Source organism: Hymenobacter metallilatus (genome assembly GCF_003944705.1).
In the GTDB taxonomy this organism is placed as follows: Bacteria; Bacteroidota; Bacteroidia; order Cytophagales; family Hymenobacteraceae; genus Hymenobacter; species Hymenobacter metallilatus.
In genome coordinates this window covers 473,412-493,526 of sequence record NZ_RWIS01000001.1, presented here as the reverse complement: position 1 = coordinate 493,526, position 20,115 = coordinate 473,412, and the positions used below count along the sequence as shown (strand labels likewise).

Sequence of the window (20,115 nt, the reverse complement as noted above, 5' to 3'; positions counted from 1 at the left end):
CCTAGGGCTTTTGGGCTACCAACTGTACCAGCCGGTGAGTTTCGCGGGAAAAGTCGGCAGGAGCGAGGGGTTCGGCGTAGCGCACTATCCGCAAGCCTGCGGCGGCGTACAGGCGCGGGAGCTCATTGGTACGAAAGCCCAGGGGCTTTCCATCGGGGGCAGGCCTTGTCAGGTTGAGGTCTGAGTGAAAATTTTCTACTACCATCAAGCCACCAGGCCGCAGCGCCGCCGCGGCCTGAGTGGCATGTGCCTCTTCATCGGCGTAACAAAGTACAATCAGGTCCCAGCGGTGGTAGCCCCAGTCATAGGTAGTGCTATCCTGGGCAATAGTACTTAGCGGTACGCCCAACTCGGTGGCGCGGTGGCGGGCAAATGCCAGTGCCTGTTCCGCTACGTCCACGCCCGTAACCTGCCAGCCCTGCCGGGCCAGGTACAGCGCATTACGCCCCTCACCCATGTGCATATCCAGAGCCGTGCCGGGCGGGCGGCCCTGGATAGCTTCCATCAGCAGCGTGTTGGGCTGGGTATTGAAGCGGGTACTGCGCCAGGTAGTATCCAGCAAGGCCCGGTTCCAGCGCTGCCGTTCCTGCTCTGCCTTGCTCAATCCGGGGTCAGCCTTCCGCATCATACGCCTGAAGAGAAAAGAAATCTGCGGCCTATTTCCGCAGAACCAGATACCCGTAAGCCGGTAGTGTAATAGTGGTGCCTACCACTACGGAGCCGCCACGCAGGGCATCGGTCCAGGTGGAGTTAGCCAGGGCTGCGGGTACGGTGTACTGCACCGCAGTATTACGGGTGTTAGCCAGCACAAACGCTTGGTCGGTGCCATCGGTTTTGGTGAAAGCACACACATTGGCGGTGCTGTAGCCGGTGGGGGTACCGCGGCGCAGCGCCGGACTAGCCGCACGGGCCTTCAGAAGTTGCTTGTGGGCTTTTGTAATGGCTGGCTGTGTATCCCACTGCACCTTCACGGAAGTAAACGGAAAAGGAATAGCCGTGCTCATGCCCGCCTCCTGGCCGTTATACACCATGGGTACGCCTCTATAGAGGCTGGCCACTACAAACGCCGACAACGCCCCGCTCTGACCACCAAACAGCGCGACGGGGGTACCGTCGGAGCCGTTTACATCGTGGTTGGTGGTGTAGCGCACTACCTGCTGGCCGTTGGTAGCCCCTGCGTACTCGGAGGTATTGAGGGCATCGAAGGTGGTGGCTGAGGAGCCGTTTTTGTACACCTGATAAATACCGCCGTAGAAATTAAAGCCAAAAATGTAATCGAAACCGGCGGTGAAGTGGTTGCTACGGTTACCCTCTGCCAGGAGCAGGAGCTTGTGGGTTTTGATGGCCCGCAGCGTGTCTACGGCCTGCTTCCAGAAATCAACCGGCGGAGCATCGGCGTAGTCGCAGCGAAACCCGTCTACGTTGGCCGTGTACACCCAGGATTTCATGGCCGAAATCATGGCTAGGCGCATAGGGGCACTCGAGAAATTCAGTTGAGCCACATCCGTAAAACCACTGTTGGGTGGGCTGATTATCTGACCGGCGCCGTTCTGCTGATACCAGTCGGGGTGCTGCTGAATCCAGGCGTTATCCCAGCTGGTGTGGTTGGCCACCCAGTCCAGTATCACCGCCAGGCCCCGCTGGTGGGCCCCATCTACTAGGGCCCGCAAATCGGTGAGGGTACCAAACTCCGGATTTACGGTGGTGTACTCCTGCACGGCGTAGGGGGAGTTGACGCCCCGCAACGAGCCAATAGGGTACACGGGCATCAGATAAATGGTATTAACTCCCAGTGCCTTAATGGAATCCAGGCGGGCCGTAACGCCGGCAAATTTTCCTCCCGCGCTGAAGGCCCGCATGTTCACCTGGTACAGAGCCGCATCCTGCCGGTCGGGTACGCCCGCGAAGGGAGTGCCATACTGAGTGGGGGTAGGCGTAGTAGGTGGGCTCGGGTCAGCGGGCTTGGTTGAATCCGACTCCTTGCCGGAGCAGCCGGCCAGCAAACCGGTCATCATGAAAACAGACAGACTGTACTTCAAAGCAGTACTAAAAAACGACATAGGGTAGATGGGGGGTACAAGAGTAGAAGTGCGTCTGCAAATTGGGGGCATATGCCTTACATTGAATGCCGCCGGAAGAGTTCAGGCAGCACCCATAGTATAATGCGGGTGATGCCGACAAGGCCGTATTTCCGGATGATACAGGGGCAAGATACCCTGCCGCCACGATATATGTAGCTACAATGCTCAGCCTCCCACATTTATTCACCTTCAAAATCGAAGCCGCACTGAAAGCAGTGGCACTGCGGCTTTTCGGGGGCCAACAGCCACAGGCGCAGTTTCACGAACAGGTTATCGGAAGGCTGGGGCTGGTGGCGGCACATCACATCAGGATGCTGGCAGCGGGGGCAGCGTACCCCTGTAGCTGCCTCTGCTTCGTCGGAGAGGGCATGCATGACGCTGTGCCGGGGCTGTAGCGCCTCCTGGGCGGCCGCTACATCCGGGGCCCGCACAAAGAGGCGCACTGCCCCGAGCATGGCCCCGTAAGGCCGGTTCTCATTGCTCAGAAAGCACGGAATACCAGCCGCTTCCAGCTGGTTTTTGGCCAGGTGCGCCGCAATATTGTCGGTAAAGGAGGTGAGCAGCACCACCGAGGAGGGGCCGGAAGAACTCGAATTCATGGAGAAGTAGCGGGGCAAAACCAGGTGCGCCAGGCTAAAAACAGCAGAAGCACCCGCTTGGGTGCTTCTGAAGATGAAAAAGTTAGCGCGTAAAACCTATTTAAAGAGGGCCAGCGCTTTAATGAACGTCTGGGATACGCCCCAGAGCAATGGAATGCCCACAAACAGCCAGGCAATAACAACCGAGCCGGTAGAACTAGAAGTTGCTTCAGGGGAAGAAGCCGAAGTGTTTGAGTCCATGGTAAAGCAAGTCGGGGTAAAAGGATAAGGCGCTTACGCAGCTACTTTCTTGGCCGTTTCTTTCTCAAAATACTGCTCCGCCACGGGCCGTACCAGGAAGTTGGCAATCAGGCCCACCACCAGCAGGCCCGCCATGGTGTAGAAAACCGACTGGTAGGCGGCTGCGCCGGTTAAACCATTGCTTTTCGCGTTGGTGTGCAGGTAGTTTACAATTACTGGGCCCAGTACCCCAGCCGTGCTCCAGGCCGTGAGCAGGCGGCCATGAATGGCCCCCACCTGCAGCTTGCCGAACAAATCGGAGAGGTAAGCGGGAATGGTAGCAAAGCCCCCACCGTACATGGTGAGAATAATGCAGGACACAACCACAAACAGCGTGAGCTGGGCCCCAGCTCCCAGGGTAGGCACCAAGGCATACAGCAATATGCCCAGGCCGAAGTAAATGGCATACGTAGTTTTACGGCCCAGCTTATCCGAAGCCGACGACCAGAAGAAGCGTCCCAGCAGGTTGAACAGGCTCAGGAGGCCCACAAAACCCGCCGCCGCCGCGGCCGTTACGCCCCGGCCGGTGCCCAGGGCCGCATCCGAAAAGGTTTCCTGAATAAGCGGCGACGCCGTTTCGAGCACCCCGATACCCGCCGTTACGTTCATGCACAGCACCACCCACAACAGCCAGAACTGCGGCGTTTTGATGGCATTATCGGCCGTTACGTTGCCCGTAGTAATGAGGGCGTTGTGGTCGGTTGGGGGCGTGTAGCCTGCAGGCTTCCAGTCGTCGGCCGGTACCCGAATGGTCCAGACGCCGAACTGCATGAACAGCAGATAAATCAGGCCCATGGCCAGAAACGTAGCGGCTACCCCCAGCGAACCGGTGCCCGCTGCCTTAAAGTGGTCCATGAGGGTAACGGCCAGAGGAGAGCCAATCATGGCTCCGCCTCCAAATCCCATAATGGCCATACCGGTAGCTACGCCCTTGCGGTCGGGGAACCATTTGATAAGGGTACTAACGGGCGAGATATAGCCTATGCCCAGCCCGATACCTCCCACAAAGCCGTAGCCAAAATATACCAGCCAGATGTTGTGCAGGTGTACGCCCAGGGCCGCAATAAAGAAGCCGCCCCCGAAGCACAGTGCCGAGGCCAGCATGGCCTTGCGCGGACCCACCCGCTCCAGCCACTTGCCAAACACCGCCGCCGAAAGCCCGAGCAGCACAATAGCAATGGAGAAAATAACGCCTAATTGTCCCGGAGTCCAGTCGGTGGGGGCGGGGGCATCGGGGTTGCCGCTGATGAGGGCTCCCAGGGGCTTCTTGAATACACTGAATGCGTAGGCCTGCCCAATGGCGAGGTGCACAGCCAGGGCCGCTGGAGGTACCAGCCAGCGGTTGTAGCCTGGCCCGGCAATGGTGCGGCTCCGGTCGAGTAACGAGTCGTTTGCCATAAATGAAAGTGGGTGTTTGAGGAAGTAAAAGAACGGGCTGGCCGCACGCCAGGCCCCGCCTGCGGGGGCTGTACGCATTGGCCACCAATAAGGTAGAGCTCATCCTGCGGCTTTGGTGTCCGGGAGCAACTATTTTTTGCTAAAATGCTATAGGCAGGCTCCGTAATATGCCCGTATACCTTGCCCCGCGCCTTCTGCTGATACAGGCACCTCACCCCGGGTGCAGGCACTCCTATGTCCGGCTACCTCTGGTTGCGGCCTTTACCATCCGGGCCATCATTTGGAAAGCAGCAGCTACGCCGGCGCCGGTTTCTCCCAACGCTTTAGCGGACACTGAGGGCGGGTCTGCCCAGCAGCCAGCCGCGCGGGCCCGGGGCCCGGGTTGTCCGCAGAAACTGCTCCAGCCCCCGCTTCATGGCTACTGCCATCTGCTGCTGAAACTGCGGATCCGTCAGCCGCTTTTCGTCCGCCGGATTCGAGAGGAAGGCAGTTTCGACCAGGGCATTGGGGTACTCGGTGGGGCCGTTGAGGCCAAAATTGAAACTGCCGACGTTGCCAAAGCCAGCCAGGCCAGTGTCGCGCATCTGCTCATACAGTGCCACCGACAGAGGCCGGAAAGCCAGGTAGCGGTAGTAAGTACTGGTGCCCTGGGTGCTGGTATTGCCCGCCGAGTTAACGTGGATGCTGATGAGCACATCGGGGTGCAGGCGGCGGAATTGCAGCACCCGGTCGGCATTATCCACAGTGACATCGGTAGTGCGGGTCATGAGCACCCGGGCACCAGCCTGCTCCAGCGCCTGCCGTAGCTTCAGGGCAATGGCCAGTGTCAGGTCTTTCTCCTGGGCTCCGCTGGCGCTGGTGGCCCCCACGTTGGTGCCGCCGTGGCCCGCGTCTATGGCTACTGTAAGCCCCCGCAGGCGCAGCTGCCGGGGTGGCCGCTTTACCCGAATTTCCAGGGTATTGCCGCGGTAACCAATATGGTAGCCCCAGCTTTGGCGGTGGCGCAGGTGCAGCACCATCCGGAACACATCCGGCTGCAGCTGCTCGTAGGTTACGTCGCCCACGGCTTGCAGCCCCTCCCGCTGAGTTATCCAGTTGGTATTGGAGGTGGCCCCGAATACATCAACGACAAGCCGGCTGGGCTCGGTAAGCAGCTGGGAGCGGTAAGGCAGGCGCTGGGTAAGCGGCAGGCGCACGTAGTCATATACCGAGTCGCCGTATACACTCCAGGAGCCGGTGAGGGACGAGGGTACGAAGCCACCCGGCGGCAGCAGGCGCACCACCTCCTGCGGTATCCAGGCGGTTTGCGTTTCTGAGAGCTGCACGCGGTACTGGTTGCCCACGCGGCCCGTCAGGTGCAATACCACCGCCGAGTCGAGGTAACCCAGCTTGGCTCCACCCAGCCGGTCTTCGCCCAGCCCATAATTCAGGTAAGCCAACTCCCCTTTGGTGAGAGCCAGCTGGGGCGCATTCGGGTTCAGAAAGCGGATTCTGTTTTTGCTGAATGTGGTGGCCCGGACACTGTCAGGACCAAGAAGCTCAAACTCAATGCGGCGGTTTTGCAGCGTGTCGGTGGGCTGCACCACATAGGTGCCCTGATATACGCCCCGTTTACCCTGGGCCTGGGCCGGCGGCAGCTCCACCAGTGGCTTGCCATTCAGAAAGGATGCCCTTAAGCCCGGAGTACCCACCAGGCGTACCTGCAGCCGGTCGCCGGGTTGCAGCCACTGGTCGGCGGCGGGTACCGTTTCGGCCGCTGTTATAACCGGCGGTGGGGTAGTGGGTAATGGCCGGGCAGCAGGCAAGGCCGGGCGTTTCTGCGCTACCACATCGTAAAGGCATATACCACCCAGCAGCAGGCAAAGAAGAAAACGGGTCCACATAGGCACAGGCAATGCAAAAGCCCCGCGCAGGGCGGGGCTCAGGGGTACATACAGAATACGGCTGGCTAGGGTTGCTTCACCGCGTCGCCCAGGTCTTTCACGTCACGGCCGGTTTCCAGGGCCGTAAATTCCGTTTGCAATGCCCGGATGTGCAGCTCGTCGCGGCCTTTGATGTCAAGACGAATAGCACGGAACTGTGCGTTGAGGCGGCGGCTGATGGCAGTGGCGTAGTCCCAGTCGCGCTGGGTCCACTGGCGGCGGCGGGCCCGTACCTGCTGCATAAACTGCACGAAAGCCGGCTCAATGGTAGCTGGGGTGAGGGCTTCTACGTTGGTATAGGTGCCCAGCAGCTCGTTGGCCAGGGCCGTTTCGGCCGCTTTGTCGAGGGGTTGGCGGCTGCGGGCCCGGGAAGTAGAATCGAAGCGGGAAGCACGCCGGCCGGCCACGCGCAGTTTGGCCGCCGCCTCATCCACTACTGTGTCGAGTTTGCGGGCTTCCTGTTTCACCATATCCTGCCGCTCCCGCGGCGTCGAGTCGCAGGCCGTCAGCAGCCAACCAGCTGCCAAGGTGCCGAGCCATACATGCTTTTTCATGGCAGCAAGATACGTGAATGAGAAGCGGACAGTTAACTGCCCCCCTCACAACCGAAGTGCGCTGGCCCTGCTCGTGCTATTGGGGGCGCAGGCGAAAAGTAAACGGGAGTTCAAACCGGGACACCACGGCCCGGCTACCAATGTGGGCCGGAATCCATTGGTCGGGAATGGTGCGGGCCACCCGCAGCGCCTCTTCGTCGCAGCCGGAGCCAATGCCAAACAGAATCTGTTGGTCAATAGCGTGGCCCAGCGTGTCTACTACAATAGAAACTACCACGCGCCCCTGCACATTCTTATTCTGGGCCGCCGCCGGGTACACCATTTTGCTCATGTACTGAGCGAGGGCAGCATCGCCGCCCACAAAGAAAATAGGGTGCGTAACGCGCTGCCGCGTCCACTCGCCGCTGGCCGTCCGTACCGCGTACGGTACATCATCGAAGGGGCGGAAGAACACCAGCTTTTTGGCAGTGTGGTCGTACTTCTGCGCTATTACCTGGGTACCGTCGCGGGTGTAGGCATAATACTCCCATACGCCTACTTTTTCGCCTTTTTCCAGCATTCCGCTACTGGTATCGGTCTTTCGTAATTTCTGAGCATGAGCGCCAACTGTCGTCAGCAGTAAACACAGCAGTAAAAGTTGTTTCATGGTGGGACTTGTGGGAATTGTAGACGGGACGAAATACCAGAACGGCCGGCTGGAAAACCAGTCGGCATGCTTTGTCAGGTAAAGAAAATTGTTGTTTTAGTGCAATTGTGGCCAGGGCCAGCCGGGGTGGGAATATAGATGTGGAACCATGTACAGCATCTGCAAAAGTGACAGACGTACGCAAATCAACGCCGGGGGGATTGGAATTGGGTTTTGCTGGTCCGGGAAATATACAACTATCTATTCAACCCGCCAAGCCCCGAAACGACCGATGTAACACTATTCATCCAGTAAGTCCTGCAGGTTGCGGAGTTGGCTTTGCAGGCCTGGCCAGGCGGGGCATAGCTTTTCCAGGCGCTGCAATACCTGGAGCGCGGCCCTATTGTCGCCGATGGTGCGCAGAATGGTGGCCCACCCCGATAAAGCGCCGAAGTGCCGGGGCTCCAGCCGCAGAGTTTCCCGGATATCGGTAATGGATGCTTTGTATTCGCCCCGGAGGAAATAAGCCGTGGCTCGTTTGTTCCACCCCTCAGCGTACTCCGGCGAGGCATCGGTAAGCGCCGTAAACTCGGTAATAGCCAGCGTATACTCCTCCGCCGCCAGGGCCCGCATACCCGCTTCCAGATGCTTATCCAGCAACGGGTGACCAGTGGCTAGCCAAATTTGCCAGATGCCTTCCTGCAAAGCCTCTATTTCGGTAGGCGTAGTGGCCACGCGCAGGCGGGCAAACAACTCGTCGAGGGAATCCAAAATGGTGAAATGCTGAAATGGTGATTTGGTGAGTTTGATGTGCTATGTACGCTACTTGTGCGGATTGAACGTCGAACTCACCAACCCACAATTTCACCGCTAAAAAAGTGCCGCCGCTACCCGCCGGATACTTTCCGATTTGCCCATGCTGTAGTAGTGCAACACCGGTACACCATGCGCCATCAGCTCCTTGCTTTGGTTGATGCACCACTCAATGCCGATTTCGCGGGCCGCCGCGTTATCCGGAGCCAGGTGCACGGCGTCTACCAGCTCGTCGGGCAGGTTCAGGTAAAAGGAGCGGGGTAGGGCCGTAAGCTGGGCCTTGGTGGTGAGGGGCTTGAGGCCCGGGATGATGGGCACCGTAATGCCAGCCGTCCGGCACTTTTGCTCAAACTGGAAAAACTGTTCGTTGTCGAAGAACATCTGCGTCACGATGTACTCGGCCCCACGGTCTACTTTGTGCTTGAGGTAACGGATATCGGCCCCCGAGTTAGGCGACTCGAAGTGCTTTTCGGGGTAACCAGCCGTGCCGATGCAGAAGTTGGTGGCCCATACATCATCCTGCTCCTCGTCCAGGTACGCACCTTTATTCAGGTCGGCTACCTGCCCAATCAGGTCGCAGGCGTAGGCGTGTCCGTCGGGCTCCGGCACAAAGCGCCCCTCGCTCTTGATAGGGTCGCCGCGCAGAGCCAGCACGTTATCAATACCTAAAAAATGCAGGTCGATGAGGGCATTTTCGGTTTCCTCCTTCGAGAAGCCCCCGCAGATAAGGTGGGGCACGGTATCCACATCGAAGCGGTTTTTGATGGCCGCGCAAATGCCCACCGTACCGGGCCGGCGGCGCACAGTTTTCTTTTCCAGCAGGCCATTGGGGTGCTGGCGATACACGTACTCCTCGCGGTGGTAGGTTACATCAATAAATGGCGGCTTGAACTCCATCAGCGGCTCGATGTTGGAGAACAGATTCTGGATATTCTCGCCCTTTTTGGGGGGCAGTACCTCGAAGGAAAACAGCGTTTTGCCCTCGGCGCGGGTCAGGTGTTCGGTTACTTTCATACTGCTGGCGCCAACTGGCAGGTGGCGAGGCGTTGGATGTAGCGCGAAGCTTTTGCTTCGCGTTTCGTTGATAAGAACGGTTACCGTGACTGCGTGACAACACCATCAGCAACGGTACGCGAAGCAAGGGCTTCGCGCTACTGGCTACCCCGCCGTCACGGGCACGGCCATCGGCTCGTAGTTCAAATTCGGCATCAGCCAGCGCTCCAGCTCCGGCAGGGGCATGTGTTTGCGCCGGGCCATATCCTCTACCTGGTCGCGGCCAATGCGGCCGAGGCCGAAGTAGCGCGAGTCGGGGTGGGCATAGTAGAGGCCGCTTACCGAGGAAGCCGGGTACATAGCCAGGTTTTCGGTGAGGCGAATACCGGTCTGGGTTTCGGCGTCGAGCAGGTTGAACAAGGTAATCTTCTCGGTATGGTCGGGGCAGCCGGGGTAGCCGGGGGCGGGGCGCACGCCCTTGTACTTCTCCTGAATCAGGTCCTCATTCGAGAGGTTTTCGGCCGGGTCGTAGCCCCAGAACTCCTCACGCACGCGCTGGTGCAGGCGCTCGGCAAAGGCCTCGGCGAGGCGGTCGGCCAGGGCCTTCATCAGAATGCTGCTGTAGTCGTCGTGCTCGGCCTCAAACCGCTCCAGGTGCTTCTCAATACCAATACCGGCCGTCACGGCAAATCCACCGATGTAGTCGGCCCGGCCGGTTTCCCGCGGGGCCACGAAGTCGGAGAAGGCCAGGTTGGGCACACTCTCGGCCTTTTCGCTCTGCTGGCGCAGGGTGAAAAACTCGGTGGCCACTTCCCGGCGGGTATCATCGGTGAATATTTGCACTGTATCATATCCTACCGTATTAGCGGGCCAGAAACCCAGTACGGCGCGGGCCGTGAGCAGCTTCTCATCGATGATCTGGCGCAACATTTTCTGGGCGTCCTGAAAGAGCTGGGTGGCCGCCTCGCCCACGTTCGGGTCTTCCAGAATGCGCGGGTAGCGACCCTTCAGCTCCCAGGTCTGGAAGAAGGGTGTCCAGTCGATGTATTCGGCCAGCTCAGCCAGCGGGTAATCTTCCAGCGTTTTAGTGCCGAGGAAGGTGGGCTTCACAATAGGAGCAGTTTCCCAGTCGGCCTTAAAGCCATTGGCGCGGGCCTCGTCGATGGTGAGGTAGTTTTTCTCGCGCTGGCGGCCGGCGTAATCCTCGCGCAGCTGGCGATACTCCTCGCGCACCGTGCGGGCGTATTCCGCGTCGGCCGAGCCGAGCAGAGCCGCCGCCACGCCCACGGAGCGGGAGGCATCATTCACGTGCACGATGGGGCCGCTGTAGTTGGGCGCAATCTTCACGGCAGCGTGCAGGCGGGAGGTGGTGGCGCCGCCAATGAGCAGCGGGGTTTTGAGGCCGCGCTTTTCCATTTCCTGGGCTACGTACACCATTTCATCCAGGCTGGGCGTAATCAGCCCGCTCAGGCCAATCACGTCCACCTGCTGCTTCTGAGCTTCGTCCAGAATTCGCTCCAGCGGCACCATCACGCCCAGATCCACAATATCAAAGTTGTTGCAGGCCAGCACCACGCCCACAATGTTTTTGCCGATGTCGTGCACGTCGCCTTTCACCGTGGCCAGCAGGATTTTGCCGGCGGTTTGCCGGTCGCCGCTCTGCTTATCGGCCAGCAGGTAGGGCTCCAGGTAGGCTACCGCCTTCTTCATCACGCGGGCCGATTTCACTACCTGAGGCAGGAACATTTTGCCGGCCCCGAACAAGTCACCCACCACGTTCATGCCGGCCATCAGCGGGCCTTCAATCACCTCCAGCGGGCGGCCCACCAGTTGGCGCACTTCCTCAGTGTCCTGGTCGATGAACTCCGTAATACCTTTCACCAGTGCGTGCTGCAGGCGCTCCTTTACCGGCAGGCTACGCCATTCCTGGTTGTTAGTTGTTAGTTGTTGGTTGTTAGTCGATTTATCCTTGATGTTATCGGCGAAATCTACGAGCCGTTCAGTGGCGTCGGGGCGGCGGTTGAGCAGCACGTCTTCCACCAGCTCCAGCAAATCCTGGGGCACTTCATCGTACACGGCCAGCTGGCTGGGGTTCACGATGCCCATATCCAGCCCGGCCCGGATGGCGTGGTAAAGAAAGGCCGAGTGCATGGCCTCGCGCACCACATCGTTGCCCCGGAAGGAAAAGCTGATGTTGCTGACGCCCCCGCTGGTGAGAGCCCCGGGCAGGTTCTGCTTAATCCAGCGGACGGCCTCAATGAAGTCCAGCGCGTAGTTGCGGTGTTCCTCCATACCGGTGCCCACGGTCAGGATGTTGGGGTCGAAAATGATGTCCTCAGCCGGAAATCCGACTTCGTTCACCAGGATATCGTAGCTGCGTCGGCAGATTTCGATGCGCTTTTCGTAGTTATCGGCCTGGCCGTTTTCATCGAAGGCCATAACCACCACGGCCGCGCCGTACTGGCGCACGGTGCGGGCCCGCTGCCGGAATACGTCCTCGCCCTCCTTCAAGGAAATTGAGTTGACGATGCTCTTGCCCTGCACGCATTTGAGGCCGGCTTCCAGCACACTCCACTTCGAGGAGTCAATCATGACAGGCACCCGCGAAATATCGGGTTCCGAGGCAATCAGGTTCAGGAACGTGGTCATAGCCTGCTCCGAATCGAGCATACCTTCGTCCATGTTTACATCAATCACCTGGGCACCGCCTTCCACCTGGTCGCGGGCTACCTGCAAAGCTGCCTCATAGTTGCCGGTCCGGATCAGGCGGGCAAAGGCGCGGCTACCGGTCACGTTGCACCGCTCGCCTACATTCACAAACAGGCTGTCGGGATACACGCCAAATGGCTCCAGGCCGCTCAGACGGGTAGCTTTGGGTACCTTGGGCAGGGTGCGCGGCGCATACCGTTCCGCCAGCTTCGCCAGCTCACCGATGTGCTGGGGCGTGGTGCCGCAACAGCCACCCACCACCGTCACGAGGCCTTCTTTGAGGTAGTTTTCCACCACACCCGCAAATTCCTGGGCCGACTCATCGTAGCCGCCAAAGGCATTGGGCAAACCGGCGTTGGGGTAGGCTGAAATATGCACATCGGCAATACGGCTCAGCTCTTTAATATATACCTGGAGCTGGTCGGCGCCGAGGGCGCAGTTCAGGCCCACGCTTAGCAGCGGGAGGTGGCGGATGGAGTTCCAGAAAGCCTCCACGGTCTGCCCGCTCAGGGTGCGGCCTGAGGCATCGGTAATCGTGCCCGAAATCATGACGGGTACCACCCGGCCGCCTTCGTCAAAGAACTTCTGCACCGCGTACAGGGCCGCTTTGGCATTAAGCGTATCGAAGATGGTTTCGATGAGCAGGGTATCGGAGCCGCCGTCTACCAGGCCGCGTATCTGCTCCAGATAAGCGGTGGCCAGCTCGTCGAAGGTGACGGCCCGGAAGCCGGGGCGGTTCACATCGGGCGAGAGGCTAGCAGTGCGGTTGGTGGGGCCGATGGCTCCAGCCACGAAGCGCGGCTTCTCGGGCGTGCGGGCCGTAAACGCATCCGCCGACTCCCGCGCCAGCCGTGCCGACTCGTAGTTCAACTCATACACAATGTGCTCCAGCCCGTAATCAGCCTGGGCGATGGTAGTGCCGCTGAACGTATTGGTTTCCACCATGTCGGCCCCGGCCGCGAAATACTCGTCGTGGATGCCGCGGATAATATCGGGCCGCGTGAGGCTGAGCAAATCGTTGTTGCCACGCAGGGGCTTGGGGTGATTGGCAAACCGGGTGCCCCGGAAATCTTCCTCCGTGAGCGTGTGGCGCTGAATCATGGTGCCCATGGCCCCGTCCAGAATCAGCACGCGCTGACGCAGGATATTGTGGAGGGGTGATGCAGTAGGGGCGGAAGCGGGGAGGACAGTCGGCATATCGGCTCTTCTAAGGAAAATCAGCAGCAAAAAGTGCCTATCCAGAAAGAGCCAGGCGCAGGGGCCAGGTCCGCACTTATCTTCTTCCAAAGCACCCAAATGCCTTGAAACGGGAGTTAGCACCTTGTTTTATTTCAGGTTGCTAAGACGTCATCGGGCCCAATCCCTCGGTCTTTCTGGATAAGTAACATAGCGAAGATACTACCGACCCCGCTAAAAACAACAAGCCCGGCCATGTAAACGGCCGGGCTTTGGTAGAACAGGGTAGATAATTTACTCCTTTTTGATGCAGTTAGGTACGGTTTTTCCATCCTTTTTCTTCGTGCCGGCTTGCTCATAGCCTTTCCAGCACGGGTCTTCTTTTTTGGCGGTAGTATGGGCGGTGGCGGTTTTCCTGGTAGGCATAACGGGTGGAAACAGGGCTGAGTGAACTTCCTGTTGGTAAGAGTGGTACGACTGAGTTTGCGTACGGGTTACCGGCAAATGAGTCGCATAAAACCGGCCCGGGTATCGTTATCCGGTGCCGGCCACTGGTTGATAGGTCGAAGACCTGCTGCGGTTGGTTGAATTCGTGAACGGACACTTTCTCAGTCTGCTACCTTTCGGAAGCTATGCACCACAATCACTACCTACGAACTGCCAGCACCCTGTTGCTGCTCCTGAGCTGTTGCCTGTCGGCCCTGGCCCAGCCGTCGGCGGGCACCGGCCTGCGCGGACAGTATTACGCGGGCCTAAACTTTGAGAAACCGGTACTCCTGCGCTCCGACCCAGGCATTGACTTCAACTGGACCATCGGGCCCACCGGCGACCATTTTGTGTCGCCGGGGCCGGGCGTGCCGGGCGAGCATTTTTCGGTGCGCTGGACGGGGTACGTCTACGCGCCAACCACCGGTACCTACACTTTTCAGGTAGCTACCGATGATGGAATGCGGGTGTGGGTGGGGGGTAAGCGGCTCGTAAACTCCTGGCGCGGACAGCCCGTCACCACGGTCACCGCGCGTGTACACCTCACGGCGGGGCGCTACTACCCGCTGCGCGTCGAGTACTTCCAGGTTGACCGGGACTCCCGGGCCGGGCTGGCCTGGCAGCCGCCGGGAGCTGCTGAAGTACAGACTATTCCGGTCCGCTACCTGTATCAGCGGCTGCCCCCCACGGCCGTACCCGTGCCGGTGGCCCCTCCGGTAGTTGCGGCGGCTCCGGTGGCCATAGTGCGCCCTGCCCCTGGCCCGCCGGTACCTGCTCCAGCCCCGCGCGTGGTGGCTCGTAAGCCCGGCCCGGCCCCACGTGCCGCCGCTATCCGCCCCGGACGGGTGGGGCCCGTGGCCCGGGTGCCGGTGGCCGCGCCCGATACGCCGGCGGTGGCGCTGGTAAACCTGGGTACTCTGAACAAAGGCACCACGGTTACATTGCCCAACCTCTACTTCACCCAGAGCACGGCTTCCCTGCTGCCTGCTTCCCGCCCTACACTGAACGCGCTGGTCCGTACCCTGCGGCAGCAACCGGCGCTCCGGCTGGAAATAGCCGGCCACACCGATAACGTGGGCGACGCCGGCCTGAACCTGCGCCTCTCGGAGCAGCGTGCCCGGGTGGTGCGCCAGTACCTGCTGCAACAGGGCATCGACTCGGTGCGGCTGACGGCGCGGGGCTACGGCGGTACCCGGCCGGTAGCCGACAACCGGCGCCCCGAGCAACGGCCCCGCAACCGCCGGGTAGAAGTGGTGGTGCAGTAAGGCCCGGCGGTGGCTGCGTGTACGTACATCAATTTGGCATTGGCTCAACAACCCGGCCGGTTTCGCGTAAGGCATAAGCTCAGCACTATTCCTTACTGCTCTGCTCTATGGCTGCTAAAAAAGCGGCGGCTTCTAAAAAAGCTGCCACCCCCACTACACCCGCTGCCTCCAAGGCTACAAAAACAACGGCAACTCCCGCCGCTAAGAAGGCCTCCAAAGCCGCGGCCGAAGCGCCCACTCCCGTGAAGCGCCCAACGGCTAAGGATATGAAGCAGCACGCCCAAACCCTGCCTTATCCGGCCAGGCAAGCCGATATGCATTTGCAGCCGGGCATGAGCTTCAGTACCTACCGGGCCGCCGGTAAGCTGCAGGATAAAATTGCTCTTATCACCGGGGCCGACTCCGGCATTGGCCGGGCCGTGGCCGTGGCGTTTGCCATGGAAGGTGCCCACGTAGCCGTGCTCTTCAACGAAAACGTGGTGGATGCCGAGGAAACCAGGCGCCTGGTTGAAGCCCAGCAGCGCAAGTGCATTTTGCTGCAGCTGGATGTGCGCGACCCGGAGCAGTGCAAGCAGGCCGTGCGCCGCACCCGCGCCGAGCTGGGCGGCCTCAACATCCTGGTGAACAACGCGGCCTTCCAGATGGCTCAGGAGAAGTTCGAGGACATTTCGGAGGAGCAGATCCGCCGCACCTTCGATACCAACATTCTGGGCTATATCTGGATGGCGCAGGCGGCTATTCCTCACCTCCGGCAGCACGACTGCATCATCAACACCGGCAGCATTGTGGGCCTCACGGGCATTCCTATTCTGGTGGATTATGCCTGCACCAAATCGGCCATTCATGCCCTCACCAAAAGCCTGGCCACCTACCTCGGGGAGAAGGGTATCCGGGTGAACTGCGTGGTGCCCGGCCCCGTCTGGACGCCCAACATTCCCGGAACGATGCCCCGGGAAGAAGTAGAGAAGTTCGGCTACGAGGTAGCCCTGGCCCGCCCCGGTCAGCCCGAGGAGCTGGCCCCGGCCTACGTGCTCCTGGCCTCCCAGGACGGCTCCTTTATGACCGGCTCCCTGGTGCACGTAACCGGCGGCAAAATGAGCAGCGACCAATAGGTGAAATTGTGAAATGGTGAAGTTGCGAAGCGCCGTTGGCCCGCAACTGCCTTTCACAAGTTCACAACTTCACCATTTCATATATGCCCCACTACCCCGAAGGCACTGTCCGGGCCCTGCTGGCTACCAGCCACGTAACACCCGCCACCAAAGCAGCGCTGGAAGCCCGTCTGCACGCTTCGGCCGACTATGCGCCGCAGTTTTTTGATACCGATACCTACCAGCTGCTGCGGGCCGTGGCGGCCCGCCTTTTTCCTCAGCCCGAGCGGGAAACGCCTATTGAGCTGGCTCCCAATGTGGACCAGCGGCTAACGGCAGGCCGGGCCGACGGCTGGCGCTATGATGTAATGCCCCCCGACCGGGAGGCGTACCGGTTAGGGCTGGGTGGTATCAACCAGGCGGCCCAGGCCCAGTTTCAGCAGCCGTTTACGGCTTTGGATGAGGCCGGCCAGGATGCGGTACTGGAGTTGCTGGCAGCCGGGAAGGCACCGGGCGAAAACTGGGCGCAGGTTTCGCAGAAGTACTTTTTTGAGGAGCTGTTAGCTGAACTGACCGAAAGCTACTACGCCCACCCGCTGGCTCAGGAGGAAATCGGGTACGTGGGCATGGCCGACCAGCCCGGCTGGACCCGCATCGGCCTCAACCAGCTCGAAGACCGGGAACCGACAGAGGTGAAGTTGTGAGGTGGTGAAGTGGTGAGTTTGACAATCGAGCTGCACCACTCACACACGGCTGCCTAGCACCTTTCACAATTTCACAACTTCACTATCTCACCGCATATGCCCGACGAAGAAGTCCTGGAAGAAGGCGTGCTGAACCCGGTTCAGCCTGAAATACAAGACCCCCTGCTTAAAAGTATTCTGGCCGAAAGCGAAGCCGTTCCGGCGGCTGCTCCCACCGAGCAGGAACAGGCGGCTCCGCTACCCGACCCAGCCGATGAGGTGGACTGCGTGGTGATTGGTACCGGCGCTGGCGGGGCACCTTTGCTAGCCCGGCTGGCCATGGCTGGGCTGAAAGTGGTAGCCCTGGAGGCCGGCCCCCGCCGCGACCCAACCAAGGACTACGCCACCGACGAAAAGGCGCAGAATTTCCTGTTCTGGAACGATGAGCGCCTCTCGGCGGGGCAGAACCCGGTGGCGTTTGGTAAAAACAACTCCGGCACCGGCGTAGGCGGCTCCACGCTGCACTACACCGCCTACACCCCCCGTGCCCACCGCGGCGACCTGCAGCTGCACACCGACTTCGGGCAGGGAGTGGACTGGCCGTTTGGCATAGAGGAGCTGGAGCCGTATTATGAGGAAATAGAGCACTTTCTGGGTATATCGGGGCCTACGCCTTACCCCTGGGACCCCACGCGCCGCAAAGGATACCCGCTGGCCCCGCTGCCGCTCAATGGGGCCGCCCAGCTAATGGAGCGGGCCTGTGCCCAGCTGGGAATTCAAACCTCGCCGGCAGCCAACGCGGCCTTATCGGCGCGTTACTACCAGGAGGGCATTGGCTGGCGTGAAGCCTGCACCAACCGGGGCTTTTGTCAGGCGGGCTGCAACCGGGGTGCTAAAGCCAGCATGGATGTCACCTTCCTGCCCCTGGCGGAAAGCTACGGGGCCGAAATCAGGGCCGACGCCTACGTAACGGAAATTGAGCGCGACACCACCGGCCGCGTAACGGGCGTGGTATATGAGCAGCACGGCCAAACCGTGCGCCAGCGCTGCCGCCACTTGTTCCTCTGCGCCGGGGCCGTAGAAACGCCGCGCCTGCTGATGCTGAACGAGCTGGCACTGAGCAGCGGCCACGTAGGCAAAAACTTTATGGCCCACCCGGGTATGCAGGTGTGGGGCACTTTCCCCGAGGATATCCGGCCCTACAAAGGCATTCCCGGCGGCCTGATTTCCGAGGACACGCACCGTCCCAAGGATGCCGATTTTGCCGGGGGCTACTTGCTGCAGAGTATCGGGGTAATGCCCGTGACGTTTGCCACCCAAATGGTGCGCCAGCGCAAGCTCTGGGGGCAGCCCCTGCGTGACTACATGCGCAGCTACAACCACATTGCCGGCATCAATATTCTGGGCGACTGCCTGCCCCACGCCGCTAACTTCATGGAGCTCAGCGACGAGAAGGATGCCCGCGGCCTGCCCAAGCCCCGCCTGCACTTCACGGCCCAGGAAAATGAGCAGCGCATGAACCGCCACGCCGAGAAGCTGATGCGCCAGATCTGGGAAGCGGCCGGGGCCACCGATATCTGGGCGTTTGAGCGCTATGCCCACGTCATCGGGACGGCGCGCATGGGCCGGAGCGGCGACGATGCGGTGGTAAACCCGGAAGGCAAGGCCTTCGACGTGCCCAACCTCTACATCTGCGACAACTCCGTGTTTCCCAGTGCCCTGAGCGTAAACCCGGCCCTCACCATCATGGCCCTCAGCCTGCGCACCGCCGATAAGTTTCTGGCCAGCCTTCGGGCGTAGGACAGGCTGGATTAAAACGTCATTCCGAGCCTGCGAGGAATCTCGCATCCTGATGTTGTAGTGGTATTTGTCATTTCGGGCCCCGCGAGGAATCTCGCGTGCTGACGTCTGAGGAGTTCGGCAACAGCAGCGTGCTAGAGCGTTATTCCTCGACTTCGCTCCGCTACGCTCGGAATAACGTTCTAGCACGCTGCTGTTCTGGCTCCGATAACCTAAGCCCTAAGCCCCATTCACTAAAAAATGAAGTCTTTCCTCAGTCATATTAAAGAGAAGTTCGGCGACGGTAATTACGAAGGCGACCAGTTTGGTGGGGCCGGCGGCCACGACGGTTCCGGCCTGCCCACCGGCACGCCGGGCAACTTCATGTTTGCTACCGGCATCGAGTGCTCCTACCCTACCATTGCGGGCGGCACTATCCGGCGCGATTTGCTGGCCGAAACCGACCACTACAACCGCTACAAAGAAGACCTGGGGTTGGTGAAAGAGCTGGGGCTGAGGGTGCTGCGCTACAACCTGCCGTACTACCTCATTCACAAAGGCCCTGGCCAGTTTGATTGGGAGTTTGCCGATTTGGCCATGGCCGAAATCAAGCGCCTGGGTATCACGCCTATTCTGGATCTGATGCACTTTGGCGTACCCGATTGGGTAGGCAATTTCCAGAATCCTGAGTTGCCCGTGCACTTTGCCGAGTACTGTGGGGCGGTAGCGCAGCGCTACCCCTGGGTGCGGTTTTATACGCCCGTCAACGAAATTTATGTAACGGCCCGGGCCTCCGCCAAGGATGGTATCTGGAATGAGCAGCTTAAGGATGATCGGGCGTTCATAACGGCCATGAAGCACATTACGGCCGCCAGCATCATGGGCAACCAGCAAATTGCCCGCTACCGGCCCGACTGCATCATTGTGCAAAGCGAATCGGCGGAGTATATCCACGAAATGCGCGCGGTGGAAAGCAGTGAAATCCGGTTACAGAACAAGCTGCGTTTCCTGTCCCTGGATTTGCTCTACGCCCACACCATTGATGCAGAGGTGTTGCTGTACTGCCTCGATAACGGCATGAGCCGGGAAGAGATGAAGTGGTTTATGGCCGGTGAGCCGCCCGGCTACCAAATCATGGGCAACGACTATTACGGCCGCAATGAGCGCATTATCAAGCCCAACGGCGACTGGTGCGCCGCCGAAGACGTGTTGGGCTGGTATACCATGACCAAGCAGTACTACGAGCGGTACCGCAAGCCCGTGTTCCACACCGAAACCAACACCTTCAGCGCCAAAGATGCCGAGTGCTGGCTCTGGAAGCAGTGGGTGAACGTGCAGCGCATCCGCCAGGATGGGGTGCCGGTGGTGGGATTTACCTGGTACAGCCTCCTCGACCAGCTCGACTGGGACATCAGCCTGCGGGAGAAGCGCCTGTCGGTAAACGCCTGTGGCCTCTACGACCTGGACCGCAACATCAGGCCGGTGGGGGAGAGCTATAAAATGATGATTGAGGAGTTCGGTCAGATTACCATCGTACCCCACGCCGAAATGTTTGAGTTTACCAGCCGCCCCGCTACTTTGAAGGTAGAGAAATAGGGTACGCGCAACCGGGCAGCACAAAGTAGCTGCCTGCCGCCACGTAGTACCAGCCCGTAACACCTG

17 protein-coding genes and 1 riboswitch are annotated in these 20,115 nt (G+C 60.1%); of the genes, 5 read left to right on the top strand and 12 right to left on the bottom strand.

Annotated elements, in window-relative coordinates; translation table 11 throughout:
• Position 1: 1 nt before the first annotated feature.
• The 12 genes from EI290_RS02020 to EI290_RS22830 all read right to left on the bottom strand — a co-directional run bounded on the left by EI290_RS02020 (position 2) and on the right by EI290_RS22830 (position 13,575).
• Positions 2-628, bottom strand: coding sequence for a class I SAM-dependent methyltransferase (locus EI290_RS02020; protein WP_125426178.1), 627 nt, complete (start codon positions 626-628; stop codon positions 2-4).
• A 28-nt stretch (positions 629-656) separates the two neighbouring features.
• On the bottom strand, positions 657-2,015 hold the full coding sequence (locus tag EI290_RS02015; protein ID WP_125426175.1) for an alpha-amylase family glycosyl hydrolase: 1,359 nt from the start codon (positions 2,013-2,015) through the stop codon (positions 657-659).
• A gap of 245 nt (positions 2,016-2,260) precedes the next feature.
• Positions 2,261-2,680, bottom strand: a complete 420-nt coding sequence (locus tag EI290_RS02010; protein WP_125426172.1) for a putative signal transducing protein — start codon at positions 2,678-2,680, stop codon at positions 2,261-2,263.
• 96 nt (positions 2,681-2,776) lie between these two features.
• Positions 2,777-2,920, bottom strand: coding sequence for an MFS transporter small subunit (locus tag EI290_RS23080; protein WP_185816803.1), 144 nt, complete (start codon positions 2,918-2,920; stop codon positions 2,777-2,779).
• Between the two features lie 33 nt (positions 2,921-2,953).
• The gene (locus EI290_RS02005) at positions 2,954-4,357 is read right to left on the bottom strand and encodes an L-lactate MFS transporter (RefSeq protein WP_125426169.1); all 1,404 of its coding nucleotides are present in this window, start codon (positions 4,355-4,357) and stop codon (positions 2,954-2,956) included.
• A 323-nt stretch (positions 4,358-4,680) separates the two neighbouring features.
• A complete protein-coding gene (locus tag EI290_RS02000) occupies positions 4,681-6,240 on the bottom strand; it encodes an N-acetylmuramoyl-L-alanine amidase (protein ID WP_125426166.1) in 1,560 nt (519 codons plus the stop codon).
• A gap of 65 nt (positions 6,241-6,305) precedes the next feature.
• Positions 6,306-6,833 (bottom strand): hypothetical protein, encoded by a 528-nt coding sequence (locus EI290_RS01995; RefSeq protein ID WP_125426163.1) that lies wholly within the window; start codon positions 6,831-6,833, stop codon positions 6,306-6,308.
• Positions 6,834-6,909: 76 nt separating this feature from the next.
• Positions 6,910-7,479 (bottom strand): energy transducer TonB, encoded by a 570-nt coding sequence (locus tag EI290_RS01990; RefSeq protein WP_125426160.1) that lies wholly within the window; start codon positions 7,477-7,479, stop codon positions 6,910-6,912.
• A gap of 279 nt (positions 7,480-7,758) precedes the next feature.
• Positions 7,759-8,229, bottom strand: a complete 471-nt coding sequence (locus EI290_RS01985; protein ID WP_125426157.1) for a tetratricopeptide repeat protein — start codon at positions 8,227-8,229, stop codon at positions 7,759-7,761.
• Between the two features lie 99 nt (positions 8,230-8,328).
• Positions 8,329-9,285, bottom strand: coding sequence for a methylenetetrahydrofolate reductase [NAD(P)H] (gene metF / locus EI290_RS01980; RefSeq protein WP_125426154.1), 957 nt, complete (start codon positions 9,283-9,285; stop codon positions 8,329-8,331).
• Between the two features lie 144 nt (positions 9,286-9,429).
• The gene (metH, locus tag EI290_RS01975) at positions 9,430-13,170 is read right to left on the bottom strand and encodes a methionine synthase (RefSeq protein WP_125426151.1); all 3,741 of its coding nucleotides are present in this window, start codon (positions 13,168-13,170) and stop codon (positions 9,430-9,432) included.
• Between the two features lie 73 nt (positions 13,171-13,243).
• Positions 13,244-13,357, bottom strand: a riboswitch (SAM riboswitch).
• An 86-nt stretch (positions 13,358-13,443) separates the two neighbouring features.
• The gene (locus EI290_RS22830; RefSeq protein WP_262706202.1) at positions 13,444-13,575 is read right to left on the bottom strand and encodes a hypothetical protein; all 132 of its coding nucleotides are present in this window, start codon (positions 13,573-13,575) and stop codon (positions 13,444-13,446) included.
• A 206-nt stretch (positions 13,576-13,781) separates the two neighbouring features.
• On the opposite strand from EI290_RS22830, the gene EI290_RS01970 reads away from it, so the two are divergent.
• The 5 genes from EI290_RS01970 to EI290_RS01950 all read left to right on the top strand — a co-directional run bounded on the left by EI290_RS01970 (position 13,782) and on the right by EI290_RS01950 (position 20,049).
• Positions 13,782-14,900 (top strand): PA14 domain-containing protein, encoded by a 1,119-nt coding sequence (locus tag EI290_RS01970; RefSeq protein ID WP_125426148.1) that lies wholly within the window; start codon positions 13,782-13,784, stop codon positions 14,898-14,900.
• A gap of 107 nt (positions 14,901-15,007) precedes the next feature.
• Entirely contained in the window at positions 15,008-16,012 is a 1,005-nt protein-coding gene (locus EI290_RS01965) for an SDR family oxidoreductase (RefSeq protein WP_125426145.1), read from the top strand.
• An 83-nt stretch (positions 16,013-16,095) separates the two neighbouring features.
• Positions 16,096-16,695, top strand: a complete 600-nt coding sequence (locus tag EI290_RS01960; RefSeq protein ID WP_125426142.1) for a gluconate 2-dehydrogenase subunit 3 family protein — start codon at positions 16,096-16,098, stop codon at positions 16,693-16,695.
• Positions 16,696-16,791: 96 nt separating this feature from the next.
• Positions 16,792-18,474: a GMC family oxidoreductase gene (locus EI290_RS01955; RefSeq protein ID WP_125426139.1), complete on the top strand. Its 1,683-nt coding sequence runs from the start codon at positions 16,792-16,794 to the stop codon at positions 18,472-18,474.
• 240 nt (positions 18,475-18,714) lie between these two features.
• Entirely contained in the window at positions 18,715-20,049 is a 1,335-nt protein-coding gene (locus EI290_RS01950) for a family 1 glycosylhydrolase (RefSeq protein ID WP_125426137.1), read from the top strand.
• The last annotated feature ends 66 nt before the right edge of the window (positions 20,050-20,115 follow it).

Coding starts and splice junctions, on each gene's coding strand:
- EI290_RS01995 (WP_125426163.1), bottom strand. CDS start 6,833: ATGAAAAAGCATGTATGGCTCGGCACCTTGGCAGCTGGTTGGCTGCTG.
- EI290_RS23080 (WP_185816803.1), bottom strand. CDS start 2,920: ATGGACTCAAACACTTCGGCTTCTTCCCCTGAAGCAACTTCTAGTTCT.
- EI290_RS01990 (WP_125426160.1), bottom strand. CDS start 7,479: ATGAAACAACTTTTACTGCTGTGTTTACTGCTGACGACAGTTGGCGCT.
- EI290_RS01955 (WP_125426139.1), top strand. CDS start 16,792: ATGCCCGACGAAGAAGTCCTGGAAGAAGGCGTGCTGAACCCGGTTCAG.
- EI290_RS01970 (WP_125426148.1), top strand. CDS start 13,782: ATGCACCACAATCACTACCTACGAACTGCCAGCACCCTGTTGCTGCTC.
- metH (WP_125426151.1), bottom strand. CDS start 13,170: ATGCCGACTGTCCTCCCCGCTTCCGCCCCTACTGCATCACCCCTCCAC.
- EI290_RS02010 (WP_125426172.1), bottom strand. CDS start 2,680: ATGAATTCGAGTTCTTCCGGCCCCTCCTCGGTGGTGCTGCTCACCTCC.
- EI290_RS02005 (WP_125426169.1), bottom strand. CDS start 4,357: ATGGCAAACGACTCGTTACTCGACCGGAGCCGCACCATTGCCGGGCCA.
- EI290_RS22830 (WP_262706202.1), bottom strand. CDS start 13,575: ATGCCTACCAGGAAAACCGCCACCGCCCATACTACCGCCAAAAAAGAA.
- metF (WP_125426154.1), bottom strand. CDS start 9,285: ATGAAAGTAACCGAACACCTGACCCGCGCCGAGGGCAAAACGCTGTTT.
- EI290_RS02000 (WP_125426166.1), bottom strand. CDS start 6,240: ATGTGGACCCGTTTTCTTCTTTGCCTGCTGCTGGGTGGTATATGCCTT.
- EI290_RS01950 (WP_125426137.1), top strand. CDS start 18,715: ATGAAGTCTTTCCTCAGTCATATTAAAGAGAAGTTCGGCGACGGTAAT.
- EI290_RS02015 (WP_125426175.1), bottom strand. CDS start 2,015: ATGATGACCGGTTTGCTGGCCGGCTGCTCCGGCAAGGAGTCGGATTCA.
- EI290_RS01965 (WP_125426145.1), top strand. CDS start 15,008: ATGGCTGCTAAAAAAGCGGCGGCTTCTAAAAAAGCTGCCACCCCCACT.
- EI290_RS02020 (WP_125426178.1), bottom strand. CDS start 628: ATGATGCGGAAGGCTGACCCCGGATTGAGCAAGGCAGAGCAGGAACGG.
- EI290_RS01960 (WP_125426142.1), top strand. CDS start 16,096: ATGCCCCACTACCCCGAAGGCACTGTCCGGGCCCTGCTGGCTACCAGC.